Source organism: Caballeronia fortuita, from assembly GCF_001544835.2.
Classification (GTDB): domain Bacteria; phylum Pseudomonadota; class Gammaproteobacteria; order Burkholderiales; family Burkholderiaceae; genus Caballeronia; species Caballeronia fortuita.
This window is the reverse complement of sequence record NZ_FCNX02000028.1, coordinates 14265-30224: the sequence shown is the minus strand read 5'-3', so window position 1 is coordinate 30224 and position 15960 is coordinate 14265. Positions and strand designations below refer to the sequence as shown.

General features: G+C 66.0%; 16 protein-coding genes. 7 read left to right on the top strand and 9 right to left on the bottom strand.

The genetic code is table 11. The features are described 5' to 3' along the window. Nucleotides 1-10: 10 nt before the first annotated feature. Both AWB77_RS32940 and AWB77_RS32935 read left to right on the top strand, forming a co-directional pair. The gene (locus AWB77_RS32940; RefSeq protein WP_082852804.1) at nucleotides 11-949 is read left to right on the top strand and encodes a DMT family transporter; all 939 of its coding nucleotides are present in this window, start codon (nucleotides 11-13) and stop codon (nucleotides 947-949) included. A gap of 53 nt (nucleotides 950-1002) precedes the next feature. Continuing rightward, complete coding sequence (locus tag AWB77_RS32935; RefSeq protein WP_061138636.1) at nucleotides 1003-1914, top strand: recombination-associated protein RdgC; 912 nt, start codon at nucleotides 1003-1005, stop codon at nucleotides 1912-1914. Nucleotides 1915-1942: 28 nt separating this feature from the next. Here the strand turns inward: AWB77_RS32935 and AWB77_RS32930 are convergent, their stop codons facing one another. From AWB77_RS32930 to AWB77_RS36235, 4 genes are all read right to left on the bottom strand, one after another. Continuing rightward, the gene (locus tag AWB77_RS32930; protein WP_061138651.1) at nucleotides 1943-3001 is read right to left on the bottom strand and encodes a GGDEF domain-containing protein; all 1059 of its coding nucleotides are present in this window, start codon (nucleotides 2999-3001) and stop codon (nucleotides 1943-1945) included. Nucleotides 3002-3041: 40 nt separating this feature from the next. Further along, on the bottom strand, nucleotides 3042-3632 hold the full coding sequence (locus AWB77_RS32925; RefSeq protein WP_244158734.1) for a hypothetical protein: 591 nt from the start codon (nucleotides 3630-3632) through the stop codon (nucleotides 3042-3044). Nucleotides 3633-4258: 626 nt separating this feature from the next. Continuing rightward, entirely contained in the window at nucleotides 4259-5170 is a 912-nt protein-coding gene (locus AWB77_RS32920; protein WP_061138634.1) for a YihY/virulence factor BrkB family protein, read from the bottom strand. 86 nt (nucleotides 5171-5256) lie between these two features. Then, nucleotides 5257-5427: a hypothetical protein gene (locus tag AWB77_RS36235; protein ID WP_157694965.1), complete on the bottom strand. Its 171-nt coding sequence runs from the start codon at nucleotides 5425-5427 to the stop codon at nucleotides 5257-5259. On the opposite strand from AWB77_RS36235, the gene AWB77_RS37260 reads away from it, so the two are divergent. After that, a complete protein-coding gene (locus AWB77_RS37260; protein WP_279616202.1) occupies nucleotides 5426-5560 on the top strand; it encodes a hypothetical protein in 135 nt (44 codons plus the stop codon). The genes AWB77_RS36235 and AWB77_RS37260 overlap by 2 nt on opposite strands. A gap of 52 nt (nucleotides 5561-5612) precedes the next feature. Beyond that, entirely contained in the window at nucleotides 5613-7094 is a 1482-nt protein-coding gene (locus AWB77_RS32915) for an NCS1 family nucleobase:cation symporter-1 (protein ID WP_061138633.1), read from the top strand. Between the two features lie 4 nt (nucleotides 7095-7098). On the opposite strand, the gene AWB77_RS32910 is transcribed toward AWB77_RS32915, so the two are convergent. After that, nucleotides 7099-7425 carry a hypothetical protein gene (locus AWB77_RS32910; protein WP_061138632.1) on the bottom strand — a complete coding sequence of 109 codons (327 nt, stop codon included), beginning with the start codon at nucleotides 7423-7425 and terminating at the stop codon, nucleotides 7099-7101. A 116-nt stretch (nucleotides 7426-7541) separates the two neighbouring features. On the opposite strand from AWB77_RS32910, the gene AWB77_RS32905 reads away from it, so the two are divergent. The 3 genes from AWB77_RS32905 to tehA all read left to right on the top strand — a co-directional run bounded on the left by AWB77_RS32905 (nucleotide 7542) and on the right by tehA (nucleotide 10063). Further along, nucleotides 7542-8516 (top strand): alpha/beta fold hydrolase, encoded by a 975-nt coding sequence (locus AWB77_RS32905; RefSeq protein ID WP_244158733.1) that lies wholly within the window; start codon nucleotides 7542-7544, stop codon nucleotides 8514-8516. Between the two features lie 122 nt (nucleotides 8517-8638). Then, a complete protein-coding gene (locus AWB77_RS32900; protein ID WP_061138649.1) occupies nucleotides 8639-8908 on the top strand; it encodes a hypothetical protein in 270 nt (89 codons plus the stop codon). 99 nt (nucleotides 8909-9007) lie between these two features. Further along, complete coding sequence (tehA, locus tag AWB77_RS32895; RefSeq protein ID WP_061138631.1) at nucleotides 9008-10063, top strand: dicarboxylate transporter/tellurite-resistance protein TehA; 1056 nt, start codon at nucleotides 9008-9010, stop codon at nucleotides 10061-10063. Nucleotides 10064-10067: 4 nt separating this feature from the next. Here tehA and AWB77_RS32890 read toward each other — a convergent pair whose 3' ends face one another. From AWB77_RS32890 to AWB77_RS32875, 4 genes are read right to left on the bottom strand one after another with little or no spacing between them, the layout of a single operon-like run. Next, nucleotides 10068-10841 (bottom strand): 3',5'-cyclic-nucleotide phosphodiesterase, encoded by a 774-nt coding sequence (locus tag AWB77_RS32890; RefSeq protein WP_061138630.1) that lies wholly within the window; start codon nucleotides 10839-10841, stop codon nucleotides 10068-10070. A gap of 7 nt (nucleotides 10842-10848) precedes the next feature. Then, nucleotides 10849-13077, bottom strand: coding sequence for a CHASE2 domain-containing protein (locus AWB77_RS32885; protein WP_061138629.1), 2229 nt, complete (start codon nucleotides 13075-13077; stop codon nucleotides 10849-10851). After that, a complete protein-coding gene (locus AWB77_RS32880; protein WP_061138628.1) occupies nucleotides 13074-15296 on the bottom strand; it encodes an SLC26A/SulP transporter family protein in 2223 nt (740 codons plus the stop codon). Before AWB77_RS32880 ends, AWB77_RS32885 begins: the two co-directional genes overlap by 4 nt. Before the next feature lie 10 nt (nucleotides 15297-15306). Beyond that, nucleotides 15307-15960 carry a FecR family protein gene (locus tag AWB77_RS32875; RefSeq protein WP_061138627.1) on the bottom strand — a complete coding sequence of 218 codons (654 nt, stop codon included), beginning with the start codon at nucleotides 15958-15960 and terminating at the stop codon, nucleotides 15307-15309.

The following is a 15960-nucleotide window of genomic DNA, read 5'->3' as shown; positions in this document are numbered from 1 at the left end:
CGGACATGAAATGGATATGGAAAGAATCGATGCGCGTCATGCCGGTGCATCGCAGGCGCGTGAACTGCGGCGCGGCGCGATCGAAATGTCGCTCGCGATGCTGATGTCGGGCACGATCGGCTGGCTCGTCGTGTCGTCGGGGCAGCCGACCTGGAACGTGGTGTTCTTTCGCTGCGTATTCGGAGGTGCGACGCTCGTCGCCGTGTGCGCGGCGCTCGGCTTTCTGAAGGCGCGCTATTTCTCGTGGCGCATGATCGGCCTGATCGCGCTCGGCAGCGTGGCAATCGTCGGCAACTGGCTGCTGCTGTTCGCCGCATACTCGCGCGCCTCGATCTCGATGGCGACGACCGTCTACAACACGCAGCCGTTCATGCTCGTCGCGTTGGGCGCGCTCGTGCTGCGCGAGCGCGTGTCGGCATCGACGATCGCGTGGCTCGTCGTCGCGTTCGTGGGACTGGTGATGGTGGTGCGCGTCGAGCCCGCCGTGCTCGCGATGCCGGGTCGGTACTTCGAAGGCATCGCGTATGCGCTCGGCGCGGCCTTGCTGTACGCGTTATCGTCGATCGTCACGAAGCATCTGAAGGGCACGCCGCCGCATCTCATCGCGATGCTGCATGTGCTGTTCGGCATCGTCATGCTCGCGCCATTCGCGCGCTTCGCCGAGACGCCCGCGTCGATCGGCGGCTGGTCCGACCTCGTCGTGCTCGGCGTCGTCAATACGGGGCTGATGTACGTGCTCCTGTACGGCGCGATCCAGAAGCTGCCGACCGCGACGACCGGCGCGCTGTCGTTCATCTATCCGGTCGTGGCGATCGTCGTCGACTGGCTCGCCTTCGATCAGCGGCTCGCATGGCTGCAAGTAGCTGGCGCCGCGCTGATCCTGCTCGCGGCGGCAGGGGTGAATCTGCAATGGCGCATCGTGCCGCGAAAAGAGCGCCCGAACGTTTGACGCGCGCTCGTATAGAATGGCGCCCCTTCCCGACTACATCGAAATCTCGCGCCATGTGGTTCAAGAATCTCCAGCTTCACCGTCTTCCCGCACACTGGTCCGTCACGCCGCAACAGATGCAGCAATGGCTTGCGCCGCTCGCGTTCAGCGCGGCGTCGAGCATCGAAAACGAACGGCGCGGCTGGGTCTCGCCGCGCGGCGGCGATGAACTCGTCTACGCCGCGAACCGTCAGATGCTCATTGTCTATCGCGCGGAGAAGAAGCTGCTGCCCGCGTCGGTCGTCACGCAATTCGTGAAGGAACGCGCCGCCGAGCTCGAAGAGCAGCAGGGCTTCAAACCCGGCCGCAAACAGATGAAAGAGCTCAAGGAGCAGATCACCGACGAACTCCTGCCGCGCGCATTCAGCATTCGCCGCGATACGCGCGTGTGGATCGATCCGGTGCATGGCTGGCTCGCCATCGATTCGTCGTCGGCGACGCTGTGCGATGACATCGTCGGCTTGCTGGTGAAGTCCGTCACCGATCTGCCGCTCGCCAGCGTGCGCACCGCGCGCTCGCCCGTGTCCGCGATGACAGAATGGCTTCTCTCGGGCGACGCACCCGCGGGCTTCACGCTCGATCGCGATACCGAACTGCGCTCGACGGGCGAGGGCAACGCGACCGTGCGCTACGTCGGCCACGCGCTCGAAACGGAAGACATGCGCCGCCATATCGAAGCGGGCAAGCAATGCATGCGACTCGCCATGACGTGGGACGACCGCGTGTCGTACGTGCTGACGCCGTCGCTGACGTTGAAGCGCGTGAGCGCGCTCGATGTCATCAAGGAAGCCGCCGATCCCACCGCATCGAACGACGACGAGCGCTTCGAGTCCGATTTCATCCTGATGACGGGCGAACTGGCGCGCATGCTGTGGGCGTTGACCAGCGCACTCGGCGGCGAAGAAGACCTGCGCGCGGCAGCGTGAAGACGCGGCAAGCGGAAGCAGGAGCGGTTCAGGCCGACGGCGCGAACGCGTAACCGTTCTTGCCGTTGCGCTTGACGGTGTACATCGTGTCGTCGGCGGCGGCGACGAGCCGCCAGTAATCGTCGACGCGATCCGGAAAACTCGCGATGCCGATGCTCGCGCGCACGATCGACAAGCCCATCTGCGCATCGGTTTCGCCGACGCACGCGATGATTCTCTGCGCGATCACGGCGAGTTCGCCATCGCTCGAAAACTCGCGCACGAGCAGCGCGAATTCGTCGCCGCCGATGCGCGCGACCAGATCGCCGCCGCGCACCGCCTGACGAAAACGCCGCGACACGGCAATCAGAAATTCATCGCCGATGCGGTGGCCGTGCGTATCGTTGACGCGCTTGAAGCCGTCTAGATCGATGTACAGCACCGCGATGCGCGCCGATCCGCGCGCGCCGCTCGCAAGCGCATTCGCCGATTCCTCCAGCGCCGCGAAAAGCTTGCGGCGGTTGGGGAGGCCCGTCATCGGATCGTGCAGCGAAGCCTGCTCGAACTCGTTCGATATGCCCAGAAGCTGTCGATTGCGTTTTGCATACATGCCAAGCGCGGTAATGAGCACGCCGAACACGATTGCCGACAAGGCGATCAGCGTATGCGACACGCTCAGGATGCGCTCGCGCACGTCCGCGCTTGCGCGCTCGCGCTCCGCACGCCACCACGCATAGGCGGAATCGAGCGCGGAACTCGCCTCGCCGAGCGTGGCCGACGGCGCGAGCACGGCGGCAGGCAGCGACGGCGCCGACATCGGACTCGACGACACCAGCGCGCGCAGCGCAGCGAGCCGCGCGGCCAGCTCGATGCGCGCTTCGCGATACGCGGCCTGATGCTGCGTATCGGCGGCGGGCGTGTTTTGCAACGAAAGCGCAGCGGCGCGGGCGGTATCGGCGCGCTCGACAGCTTCGAGCACGAGCCCGACATACTCCTGCTGCAACTGTGCCGAAAAGATCGCCCGGACCTGCAGCGCGAGGAACAGCAGCCCGACGAGCAGCAACAGCAACGCGGCGCCCGCGAGCGGCGCGGGACCGGGCACGCGCACGCGCTGGAGCACACGCCGCACGCGGCTCTCCAGCGTCTCCTCAGGGACGCGAATACTCCTCTCGCTGACGGGTCGGAACATTGTGTCGATAACTCACTCGATGAAAGAACGCGCCCACGCGGGCGAAGAGACCGCTATCGGGTTTCGCGCGCGTCTGCTGGGACTGATGCCGGCGCGATTGCGCGTACTGATCGGCGCGATCGGCCCGATTGCCGCGATCGACGGCGGCACGCTGCGTCGCCGATGGACTGCCGCGACGTTGCACCGCCAGCTGCGTCTGCGGTTGCGCCGCAGTTGTGGCAAGCGCGGCGGTTCCGGCAGCGGCGGCGCCGGAGCCGTCGGCGACGACGGTTTCATCGGTTGCATCGGCCACGGGCGCGTTATCCGCGAGCGAGGCCGACTCGATCGACGGGTAAGGGACGGTGCCGGCAGGCGCGCCAGACACAGCGGACAGCGGCGTCTCCACGACACCGCCCGATTGCGTCTGCGCGGCAATCGCGGGCTGATCGATGCCCAAGGTGCGGCGCGCGCTCGCCATCGCTTCGGCGTAGACGCGCTGATCGTGGTTGAACCACATCCCGTAAGCGACGGTGCCCAGCACGCCGATGCCGAGCGCGCTTGCGGAAGCCATCCACAATGCCAGGCGCCCGAAACGCAGCGGTGCGCGCAAGGGGCCGGCGTCGTCATCGAAATCGATTGCAGGCTCGGGCAAATGAGTGACCGTGGGATCATTCGCAGGGCTTGCGCGTTCCGCGATGCTCTCTTCGGGTAGCTTTGCGTGCTGAGGCATGACAGCGCTCTCCAGAACGTAATCGTCAGACAGCGGACCCGCGCGGAACGCATGACACGCGCGCGGACCTGTAATTCACCTCGCGCGTCCCATCATATGAACAAAAAACGCGATGCGGCTTCGTCGGACGTACAGCCGGTTGCCGGTTCGGCGTGAGCCGCCGGCGCTAAATTGCCAAACAATGTAACTCGCACCACACATCCCAACAACCCGGAACACCGATGACGCGTCTGAACGACGACGCAAATCGTTGCGCAAAACGCCCGCGATTCGCGCGTGGAAGGCGTCCGGAGGGCCCGCTGCACGGTGCTTCGACTGGATCGCACGGCAAGACGGCGGAACAAGTTCGGCCGTTATTACACAGCATTATTCGTTCCAGCCCTGTTTTCATGCGGCAGCTTCGCATCATTCTTCAGATGAAGTTCCCGGACGTATGTGAGGTGGCGCACATACGGGAGCGGCGGCGCTCACTCCGTGGTGAAAGGGCGCGGGGGAATGTCGTTCGCGGTGCCGAAGCGCTCGAATTCGGAGATGACCTGCGCGCCGAAGAGCAGGAGCGTCGCGAGCGCTTCGAGGCTGAACAGCACGACGATCGATGTCGTGAGCGATCCGTAGACGACGCTCACCTGCGATAGCGTCGCGAAATACCACACGAGCACGTGCCGGGTGATTTCCCAGAGCACGGCGGCCGTCACGCTGCCGAGCAGCGCGAGGCGCAGCGAGGGCCGGCCGACCGGCATCACGAGATAGATCGATGTCAGCACGAAGATTTCGCCCGCGACGCCGAGCAGATAAAGCAGCAGCCGCGACACGCCTTTGAGCGACACCTCGACGCCGAGCAGATCGACGCTGTTGCTGCCCATCGCCTGCAGGCCGTTGGACACGAGCGTGACAATCAACATGCCGACGCCGAGAAAGAGGATGTAGCAGTACGGCAGCAGCGCGGAGAGCAGAAAGTGCCGCCGCCTGATCGCGACGCGATGCACGAAGATCACCGACATCGCGTTCTCCAGCACGGTGAAGGCGAGCGAGCTGAAGAAGATCATCGTGACGAGCAGCACCCAGCCGAGCACCGCGCGATGCGCGAGAAAGTTAGCCAATTCGTGCACGATGGCGCGCGCCTGGCCCGGTACGAGCCATTCGAGCAGATGCGCGAGCGTGTCGAGCAACTGCTGCTGGCCGACGAATTTCGACAGCACGATGACGATGAGAATCAGCAGCGGCACGATCGACAGGAGCGCGTAATACGCGACGGCCCCAGCGAGCAGCAAGCCCTGATTGGCGCGAAACGCCTTGATCGTGCGCAGCGCGAAATCGAACGGATGGCGCGCGACGCTTCTCACCTGCGGGCCCAGCACTGGGCCGAGAATCTTCGACATGGGACCTCCGCCGCGCGAACGCCGCCCATCCCTTATGGACCTCGATGGACGAGCAAGTTCCGCACCCATGACGGAGACGCGATGGATTATCCCGGTCGGCGCGCCTCGCTGCGGGCGGCCGCGATCTGCGCAGCTTCCTCGAAGGCGAGATCGAGAAAGGTATCGATCTCGCATGCGGGCAACTCGGCCGCATCGACATTACGCAGACGGCAGAAGAGCGCGAGCGCCTCGGCTGCGGCGGCGAAGGCGTTGTTCATGTCGCTGGAGTTAAGGCGTTTTTTTCTCATGCTCCGCATAACGGCAAACGCACGGGCGGACTTTAACGCGCTGCTTACGGTTTATTCGCTTGCGGCGGCGCAGCGCGCGCACCGTTTCACCTTCCGTTTTTGATGCATTAATCTAGGTGCATAACACGAGCCGTCGACGGCACCTGGAGGACATCATGGCCGCATCCCACGCAACCTCCGCCGCCGACGCCGCCGCGCTCGGCGCCGACGCGGAAATCGTCAACGCCGACGAACGCCTCTATAACCACGATCTCGCGCCCGTGCCGCGCGCGAAGCGCACGTGGACCGGCTACAGCATCTTCGCGATGTGGATGTCGGACGTGCACAGCGTCGGCGGCTATACCTTTGCGGCGAGCCTCTTCTTGCTCGGCATCTCGGGCTGGCAAGTGCTGCTCGCGCTGACCATCGGTATCCTCGTCGTGTATGTGCTGATGAACTGGGTCGGTCGGCCAAGCCTGCGGCACGGCATTCCATTCCCGGTGATGGCGCGCGTCTCGATGGGCGTGATGGGCGCGAATCTCGCCGCGCTGATTCGCGGCGTCGTCGGCATCGTGTGGTATGGCGTGCAGACCTATTTCGCGTCGAAAGCGGTGGCCACCTTGCTGCTGCTCTTCGTGCCGTCGGTCGCCGCGTGGCGCGACACGAGCTTTCTCCGGCTCGACATGCTCGGCTGGGTGAGCTTTCTCTTCATGTGGCTGCTGCAACTCATCATCTTCCAGCGCGGCATGGAGATCATCCGCAAGTTCATCGACTTTTGCGGGCCGGCCGTATATGTCGTGATGTTCGTGCTGATGGGATGGATTCTCTATCGCGCGGGTCTCGGCAGCCTGAACCTCACGCTCTCGGGCAAGGTGCTCACCGGCGACGAACAACTGCACGCGATGGTCAACGCGATCCTGCTCGTCGTGAGCTACTTCGCCGCGCTGCTGCTGAACTTCGGCGACTTCTCGCGCTTCGCGAAAAGCGAGCGGCAGATGAAGGTCGGCAATTTCCTCGGGCTGCCGTTCAATTTCGTGGCGTTCGCGATCATCACGGTGATCGTCACGGCGGGCAGCGAGAAAGTGTTCGGCACGATGATCATGGACCCGGTCGATATCGTCTCGCGCATCGAGAACAAGGTGTGGGTGGCGATCGGCAGCATCACGTTCGTCATCGCGACGATGGGCATCAATATCGTCGCGAACTTCGTGTCGCCGGCGTACGACATCGCCAATCTCTTTCCGAAGCACGTGGACTTCAAGAAGGGCGGCCTGATCGCGTCGATACTCGCGGTGCTCGTGTGTCCGTGGATCTTCGTCGACAGCCCGAAGGCGATCACGATCTTCGTGAGCGTGTTCGGCGCCGTGCTCGCGCCGATGTACGGCGTCATGATGTCCGACTACTACCTCGTGAAGCGGCAGCAGGTGCGAACCGCCGAACTCTATTCGATGCAGCCCGGCGGACGCTTCTATTACGACGGCGGCTGGAACAAGGTCGGGCTCGCGGCGCTGATCGTATCGGGCGTGATCTCGGTCGGCTGGGAACTGTCGACGCAATTCTTCAAGCTCCTGCCGCCCAACAATCTCGGCTGGCTGATCGGCGCCGTGGCGGGCGCGCTGCTCTACGTGCTGTTCATGCGCATGGCGAAGCGCACATAACGCTTCATTTGAGCCACTTCCGCACGTCCTGCTCCCATTCGGGCTGGCCGCAGTTCGGTGGATTTTCCGGGCCGAGCACGGTGATGTAGCCCTTGTCCTTCATGCACGCCTCGTAAGCGCGCACCTGCGTGCAGCGGCCCGCGCCGGCTTGCTTCGCGGCGGTCTTGCACGCGGACATCGAATTGTCCATGCCGCTGAAATCGGCGTCGCCGTCGTTGTTCCATGAAGGCGGATTCGCGCTCGCCGAAAACTCGACGGGCGTGCTGCACGCGGCAAGCATCGATGCGGCAACGGCAGCGGGAACGAGGCATGAGCGCAAAAGTCGATTCATCTGCTTGAACTCCCTTTATTAAGCTCTTGTTGAAGGCGCGCGATTCGCCGCCTATTATTCCTCGCTGCCGTTGGCGCGTCGCGCTTTTTCTTTGCCCGACAGGAGTCTCGATAATCGTGCTGATCGTGCCTCTTGCCCGTTTCGCGTCGTCGTGCGTGGCTGTCGCCGCGTGGTCGATCGCATCGCCCGCATTCGCCTTCGATATCTCCTTCGGCAAGAGTCAGCTATGCGGTCTGCAAACCGCGCGGCCCGACCGCGTGCCCGGCGTGCAAGTGAAAACGCTGCAGGGCAGAAATGGCCCGATCGGCTATGCGCGCTTCGGGCACGGCACGCCGCTTCTACTCATCACCGGTTATCGCGCGACGCTCGGCGAGTGGAACGCGTATTTTCTCGGCGCGCTCGCGCGGCAGCATGAAGTCATCGTGTTCGACAATCGCGGTGTCGGACGGTCAACGCCGGCAGCGGGGCATTACGGCATCGACTACGGCATGAGCGACATGGCCGCCGATGCCGCCGATGTCATCGCGGGCCTGAAGCTCGCGCGCGTGGACGTCGTCGGCTGGTCGATGGGCGGCATGATCGCGCAACGGCTCGCGCTCGATGCGCCGGAGAAGGTCGCGTCGCTCACGCTGATCGCGACCGCGCCGCCCGGACCGGAAGCGGTGCCGCTCACGCCTGAAATGACGAACGTGCTGTCCGGCTCGGGCGCGGACGCGTTTCCGAAGATCATGAGCGCGCTCTTTCCCGCGAATGCCGTCGCGGATGCGTCGAAGTGCTTCATCGGCGACATGTTCGCGCCGCCTGGCTACAAGGGCCGTCCCGTGCCCGATGCGGTCGCGGACCAGCAGAACCGCGCGATGACCGCATGGTTCGCCGATACCGCCGCCGCCGACGCATTGCGCCGCTCGCCGGTGCGCACGCTGATCGTCGCGGGCGCGAACGACGAAGTTCTCGCCGACACCAACGCGCGCCGCCTCGAACAGATGATTCCGCGCGCGACGCTCGACGTGGTCGCGGATGCGGGGCACGCGCTGATGTTCCAGTATCCGCTCGAACTCGCGCGCCATATCGATGCCTTCGTCGCGAAGTGAACGTTGACGCACGCAACGCTCGCGTTATCGCTTGTCAGCGTATTCGACCGGCCTCCATACTGACGCGCAATCGCGATGCCGAAAGCATGCGCGTCGATAAGAAGAGAGCCGGGGAACCCATCATGAAGTCACGTTTCACCGCCGTTCATCTGCGTCCCGTCGAACTGGCCGATTCGCATCTCGCGCATCTGTACATGGAATGCGTCGATGCCGAAGCGCGTCTGTCGGGCGCGAGCAGGCTCGCGGCGGTCGCCGTGCACGAAGCGCGCGAGAAAGCGCTCGACACGCTATGGACGCGCCTCGACGCGCTCGACCCGAAACTATGCCGGGAAATGAAGCGCGCGGTGCGCGACTGGCACGACATCGCCGTGAAATTGCGCGGCGGCGAGTGATTTGAGACGCGCGAGCAGCGCAATGAGACGCCGCGACATTCGCGCACAAGGGCATCGGCACTAACCTTTCTCCAACGACGCAACTCATGGAGAAGGGCAATGAACAGCAACAATGGCACGACCAATCGCACACCGATGCCGGTCGCGTTCTTCGGCATCGCCGTCGGTGCGCTCGCGCTCGCAGGTGCATGGCGCGCGGCGGCTCGCGTGTGGACCATTCCCGATGCCGTGCCGATGCTCCTGACGGCGGGCGCGCTCGTCGTGTGGCTTGCGGTTGCGGTCGCGTACGGGCGCAAGTGGCTCTTGCAGCGCGATGCGGCCATCGCCGAAATGAGTCATCCGGTGCAGTCTTCGTTTGCGGCGCTCGTGCCGGTATCGACGATGCTCGCCGCGCAAGCCGTGCAGACGTATTCGCGTCCGCTTGCAGTTGCGCTTTTCGCGCTCGGCGTCGCGAGTTCGCTCGCACTCGGCGCATACCTCCACGGACGCTTCTGGCAAGGCGGACGCAAGCCCGAACTGACCACGCCCGCCGTCTATCTGCCGACCGTCGCACCGAGCTTCGTCGGCGCCACCGCCGCGGCCGGCCTCGGCTTCACGCAGATCGCGATGTTGCTGTTCGGCGCAGGCGTGTTCTCGTGGCTTGCGATCGAATCGGTCGTGCTGCATCGCGCCGCCGTGCATGAACCGCTGCCCGAAGCCTTGCGCCCGACGCTCGGCATCCAGCTTGCGCCGCCGGTCGTCGGTGGCGTGTCGTATCTCGCGATCACGCATGGCGTGCCCGACATGTTCGCCTACATGCTGCTCGGCTACGGTCTCTATCAGGCGCTGATGCTCACGCGTCTCGTCCCGTGGATTCGTCAGCGCGCGTTCACGCCGTCGTACTGGGCCTTCAGCTTCGGCGCGGCCGCTCTGCCGACGATGGCGATCCGCATGCTCGAGCGCGGCGCAATCGGCCCGATGGCGTGGATCGCACCGGCGGCGTTCATCGTCGCGAACGTGGTGATCGGGCTGATGATCGCGGCAACGGTGCGGGCGATTGTGCGCGGCGAGTTGCTGCCGGCAGCCGCTTCGGCGACGCCGTCCAACGTCACGCCGATCAAAGGATCGAGCAGCGAAACGATCCGCGCACGGCGCACGGCAGCAGGCGCGCGTTGAGCCACTACAACGTGAATACTTCGCCGGAACGCAGCGCACGCAGCGAAACATCCGGCAACGCGGCGCGCAATTCCTCCAGGATTTGCGCGCCGTGCGGCGGTTTCAGATGCGAGATCAGCAACTCCGCGTTCAATTGCACGCCGCGCAGATCGTCGGCGATGAGCTTCGGGCAATAGTGATGCGCGGCATGCGCGAGCGCGATCTGGGCATCGGGAAATGCGGTCTCGACGATCACATGCCGCAGCCCCGGCAACGCGCACACGGCGGTCCAGAAGGCGGGATGGCTCGTCGTATCGCCGCTGAACGCAAGACACGCCTCGCCGCTCGATACGGCGAACCCCATCGACGGCACCGTATGGCGCGCGGGCAAAGCCGTCACGGTGCGGCCATCGAGCACGACATGCTCGCCCACTTCCAACGCTTCGAAACGCAAGCCCGGCGCATCCACGGAAGGAATGCGCGTGAAGTCCGGCCAGATCAGGTTGTTGAAGATATGCGCCTGAAGGATGCCGAGCGTCGCGCGGCTCGCGTGGACGACGAGCGGCGCGGCGCGCGCGTCGCCGACCGCATCGATCATCAGCGGCAGATACGCGATGTGATCCAGATGCGAATGCGTGATGAAGACGTGATCGATGCGCGCGAGTTCGTCGTCGGTGAGCATGGCGACGCCCGTGCCCGCATCGATCATGATGTCGTCATCGACGAGCAGCGCGGTCGTGCCGCCCACATCTTCGCCGCCGCCGATCGCGCCGCTGCAGCCCAATACCCGAACGTTCATGATGGCTTCATTTCGTGTCGAATTCGCTGACGCAATCCCAGTCCTCGGGCAACGCGACGCCGCGCAATGCCTCGATGCGCTTGCGATATAGCCCATACACCTGACGCTCAGGATACTGCGCGGCGAGCGTCGCGAGCAGCGACTGCGCTTCGTCCCATTCGCGCGCCCGGTAGTGCGCGAGCGCGGCGTGCCAGCGCGCGAGCGCGTCGCCGTGTTCGTGCGCGGGCTGCGGCTCGTACACGGCGATCGGCGCGACGCGTCCCTTCACGCGCACGCGATCGATCTCGCGGAACACGATATCCGGCACCTGCTCGCGCGTCGCCTCGCCGACGATGATGTCGATATCGAAGCGCCGCGTGAGCCCTTCCAGACGCGCCGCGACGTTCACGGCATCGCCCATCACGGTGTAGGCGCGGCGCACGTGCGAACCCATGTCGCCGACGGTCATCGGCCCCGTATTGATGCCGATGCCGATCCACAGCGTCGGCCAGCCGCGCGCCGTGAGCGTGCGGTTCAGTTCGACGAGCGCCGCGCGCATGCCGAGCGCCGCCGCGACCGCATGGCGCGCGTGCTCCGGATCGTCGACGGGCGCGCCCCAGAAACCCATGATCGCATCGCCGATGTACTTGTCGAGCGTGCCGCGATGCGCGCGGATCACTTCGGTCATCGTGCCGAGATACTCGTTCATCAGACGCGCGAGCGCTTCCGGCTCCAGTGTTTCCGCGATGGCCGTGAAGCCGAGCACATCGCAAAAGAGCACCGTGAGTTCCGCGCGCCGGCCCGCCATGCTGTAGTCCTCCGGATGCCGGCTCATTTCCTCGACGAGTTCGGGCGGCACGTATTGCCCGAACAGCGCGGCGAAATGGCGTTTCGCGCGCGCCTCGACGAAATAGCCGTACGACATGTTGAGCACGTAGAGCGCGAGCACCGCGAGCAGGAGCGACGCGATCGGGATCGACCAGCCGCGCCGCGCGAACGCCGCGAGATCCGCCGCGACCACGAGCGCGGCGAGCGCCACGGTCAGCAGCGTCGCGCGCGCGGGCATGCGCCACGGCCACAGAAAGATCATCGCGAGGCCGAGGATTGCGAGCATCGACGCCTGCAATGCCCGTGCGAACGGCGGCTCGAAGCGGATCGTGCCATCGAGCATGCCGCCGATCAGATTCGCGTTCACCTCGACGCCCGGATAGACCTCGCCGACGGGCGTCGTGCGCTGATCCATGAGGCCCGGCGCGGTCGTGCCGACGAGCGCGATCTTGCCCGCGAGCGCGCCCGCCGGAACGCGCTGCGCGAGCACGTCGGCGATGGAGTAATACGGGAAACTGCCGGTGCCGCCGCGGTAAGGCACGAGCGCCGCGCCGTTCGCATCGACGGGAATGATGCGCGTGCCGCGCGGCGTCGTGAGCGCGAGGCCGGCGAGCGGCGCGGCGGGATCGGCGGGATCGTCGAACACGGGCGCGAGCGCCGCGTCGCCGAACAATGCGCGAATCACTTCGAGCGAGAGCGCGCCGTACACGCCGGAGCGAAACGCGGCGATCAAGGGCACGCGGCGCACCGCGCCGTCGAAATCGATCACCGGATTGAAGTAGCCCGCACGCTTTGCCGCGTCCTGCAGCGCGCCCAGATTGCCGCCGTAGCTCGTCCAGTCGAACAGCATGAAAGGATGCGCGCCGAACGCGCGCGCGCTCATCGATGGCGATGGAATCGCGCCGCTCGACGTGTCCCGATTTGAGAAGTAGAACCCGAGCACGACGGGATGACCCGCGAGGGCATCGGCGAAGCGGCGGTCGTAGTCGAGGCGCGGCGCGAGCGCATCGAGCGCGCGCCGGTACGCGGTGTCGCCTTCGAGCGTGCCGCGCGCGAGTTCGTCGAGCACGGCGAGACCCGAGCTCGCGTCGGGTTCCGCGAACACCATGTCGAAGCCGAGCACCGCAATGTGCTCGCGCGAAAACAGCGTATCGACGAGCATCGCCATGCGCGCGCGGTCCCACGGCCAGCGGCCGAGTTCCGCGAGGCTTTTTTCGTCGATGTCGAGAATCGCGATGCGCGAATCGGTCGTGCGCGGCATGAAGAGGCGCACTTTGGCGTCGTAGATCATCGCGTCGAGCGTGTCGACAAAGCGCATGTCGACACGCGACAGCGCGTGCCCCGCGAGCACGACGACGATCGCGAGCCCGAGCACCCAGCGCGCGCCGGAGCGCCGCAGCACGAACGCGAGCGATTCGCGCGATCTCATTGCGCTGCCCGTATCTGTTCGTTCGCGATGACGAGCCGCGCCGCGAGCACGCGCGCGACGAACTTGTGCATGCGCGCGGCGAGCGCGGGATCGTCGTCTTCCAGACGCCTGAGCGTCGAGAGCGCGAGGCGCAGCACGACCGTCGGCTCGTCGGCGACGACATCCGCGCTGCGCCGCGCGCCCGTGTACACGGCCATTTCGCCGACGATCGTGCCCGCGCCGAAGCTGCGCAGCCGCAAGGCGCGTCCTTCGCCGACGGAAAGCGCGACCGTCACGCGGCCGGTCTCGACGAAGTAGATCGCATCGCCCGGATCGGCCTGGCGGAACACGTACTCGCCGGGCGCGAGTGAGAGCGTGTCGAGATGCGGGCGCAGCGCGTCGAGCGTATCGGGCAGGCTCGATGTGAAGCCGCCGCGTCCTGCGCGCGACGCGAGGTTTGCACGCAGCATCTGCGTTTCGATCCATTCGAGACCGCTATCGAGATCGGCGAATTCGTGCGGACCGCTCGGGCCTTTCACGTCGATGATGCCCCTGGCGAACCACGCCTTCAGCGCGGGCGACAGTCCCGTCAGCACGAGTTGCGCGTTGGCGCGCGCGCACGCCTGGCGCAGCCGCACGAAGCTCGCGGTGCTCGACACGTCGACGCCATGCACGCGCGCGAAATCGACGAGCACGAAGCGCACGCCATCGGCGGACGATCCTTCGATGCGCGCGCGGATATGCGTGAGGATCGAATACGCGGTGCCGAAGAAGAGGAAGCCCTGCAGCGAGACGCCGTAGAGCGTGCGCGCCTGGGTATCGAGCGTGCGGTTTTCGTCGACGGTGCGCTCGACGTTCGACCGCCGCGCGCGCCCGTCGAACTCGAGGCGAAAGCAGTTCACGCGGCCATAGCGCACGACGAACAGCAGACACGCGGCGATGACGCCGAGCAGCACGCCCGCGACGATCCCGTACACCGCGATGATGACCATGATCGCGGGAATCAGCAGATAGTCGTGCCACGGCAGACGCCTGAATGCGTTGACGAGCCACTCGATCAGCATCGCCGCGCCGATGAAAATCTGCAGCCCGACGAGCACCGGCTTCGGCAGCAGCGCCATCAGACTCGGAAAGCCCGCGATCACCACGAGGCAAAAGAGCGCGGCCAGCACGCCCGCGCGCCGGCTGCGCACGCCCAGACGCCAGTTGGTCATCGTGCGCGTCATCGACTGCGTGCCGACGAGCCCGCCCGCGAGACCGGTCAGCAGGTTCGCGATGCCGGCCGCGCGCATCTCGCGATTGAAGTCGACATCGCGCGATACCGTCACGCCGATGCTCGTCGCGTTCAGTAGCACCGTCATCGCCGATACGGCCGCCACCGCGAGGATCGCGGGCGCCTGTGCGAGCAGCGTCGGCAGCCAGGCTTCGTGCAGCAGCGCGAAGGGCAGACGCATGCCGCTCACCGGCTCGTAGTGAAAGAGCAGGCCCATGCGGCGCGCGTCGTCGAGACTCTTGCCCGACCCATGCAGGCCGCCGTAGAAGATGGCGATGCCGAGCGCGATCATCGAAGGCAGCACGATCGCGTATCGCGACAGCGGCGTGATACGCGTGAGCACGATCAAGCCGATGCCCACGACGAGCGCGGGCACGCTCGCGAGCCACGGCAGCGCCATGAAGATCGCGGGCGTCGCGGCGCTCACGGGCGCATCGGTGAGCACGCGCAGCGCGCCTTCGAGCAACAGCAGGCCCGTGCCCGCGAGAAACCCGCCGATCACCGGAAACGGAATGTACTGGATCGCGTTGCCGCGCTTCCAGTGCGCGAGCGCGAAGAGCAGCGCGCCCGTCGTCAGCGACGACGCCGCGATCAGCACGAGCACCGTGGCGAGCACGGCGCCGTCGTCGCCGCCCGCCGCATGCACCGACAGCGCCACCGATGCGGCAAGCCCCGCGATCAGCGCCGTCGCGTTCGAATCCGGCCCGGCGATCATGAAGGGCACGGAGCTCGTCAGCGCGATTACGAGCGCGACGATCACGCAGCTCAGGAGCGCGGTCGGCATGCCGGCGGCGATCCACGGCGTGAGGCCGGCGGAGAAGATCATCGCGCCGTAGCCCGCCGCGTAGGCGAGCGCGAGCAGGGCGGTGAGTCCGCCCGCGAGCACGTCCACGCCGAAAGACGCGAGCGCCGCGTGCCATTGCGCGGGGCGCATCGCTTGCGTGGGGCGGCTCGCGTTTTCGCTCATCGCGGCGCTCCTAGCGGCACGCCGCCGACGGCACGACCGGGCTCACGCGCGATGCCGGCAGCACGCCGAACGGCAGGCGCGCACTCACGACGATCGCGCCTTCGCCCGCGCGCACGATCTGCCGGTCGACTTCGTTGACGACGACGATCTGGCCGTCGTAGACGACGATCTGATCGCCCTTGCAATCGGCGTTCGCGCCCGGTTCGAGATTGGCGCAATCGGTGACGGAGTACTCGGTGCCGCGTATGCCGATGGTCGATGTCGGCGTTTTCACGCGATAGTTCTCCGGCTTGCCTTCCTTCGCGACGAGCCCGTCGAGCGCGCGCAATCCGCCTTTGACGAGCGACAGGAAACTGCGGTCGTCCTGCGGCGCATTCGCGGCGTAATGGAAATCGTCGACGCGAAACACCGAGCCGGGCTTCAGATACACGCGCTGCCTGTCGGTGAAGATCATCACGATCTCGGAGCCGACGCCGGTCTGCACCGTGTCGCCGTTGTCGATGCCGCCACCGATCGCCGCCACGCGCTGCGCGCCGCCCGCCGACTGGATCGCCACGTTGCCGACGAGCGCCGTGATGGTCGCGACGGGTTCGGCGCACGCCGCGCGCGCGATCAGCACGATCAGCGCGGGAAGAAGCAGGAGCAAACGTGAATGGGCGCGCAT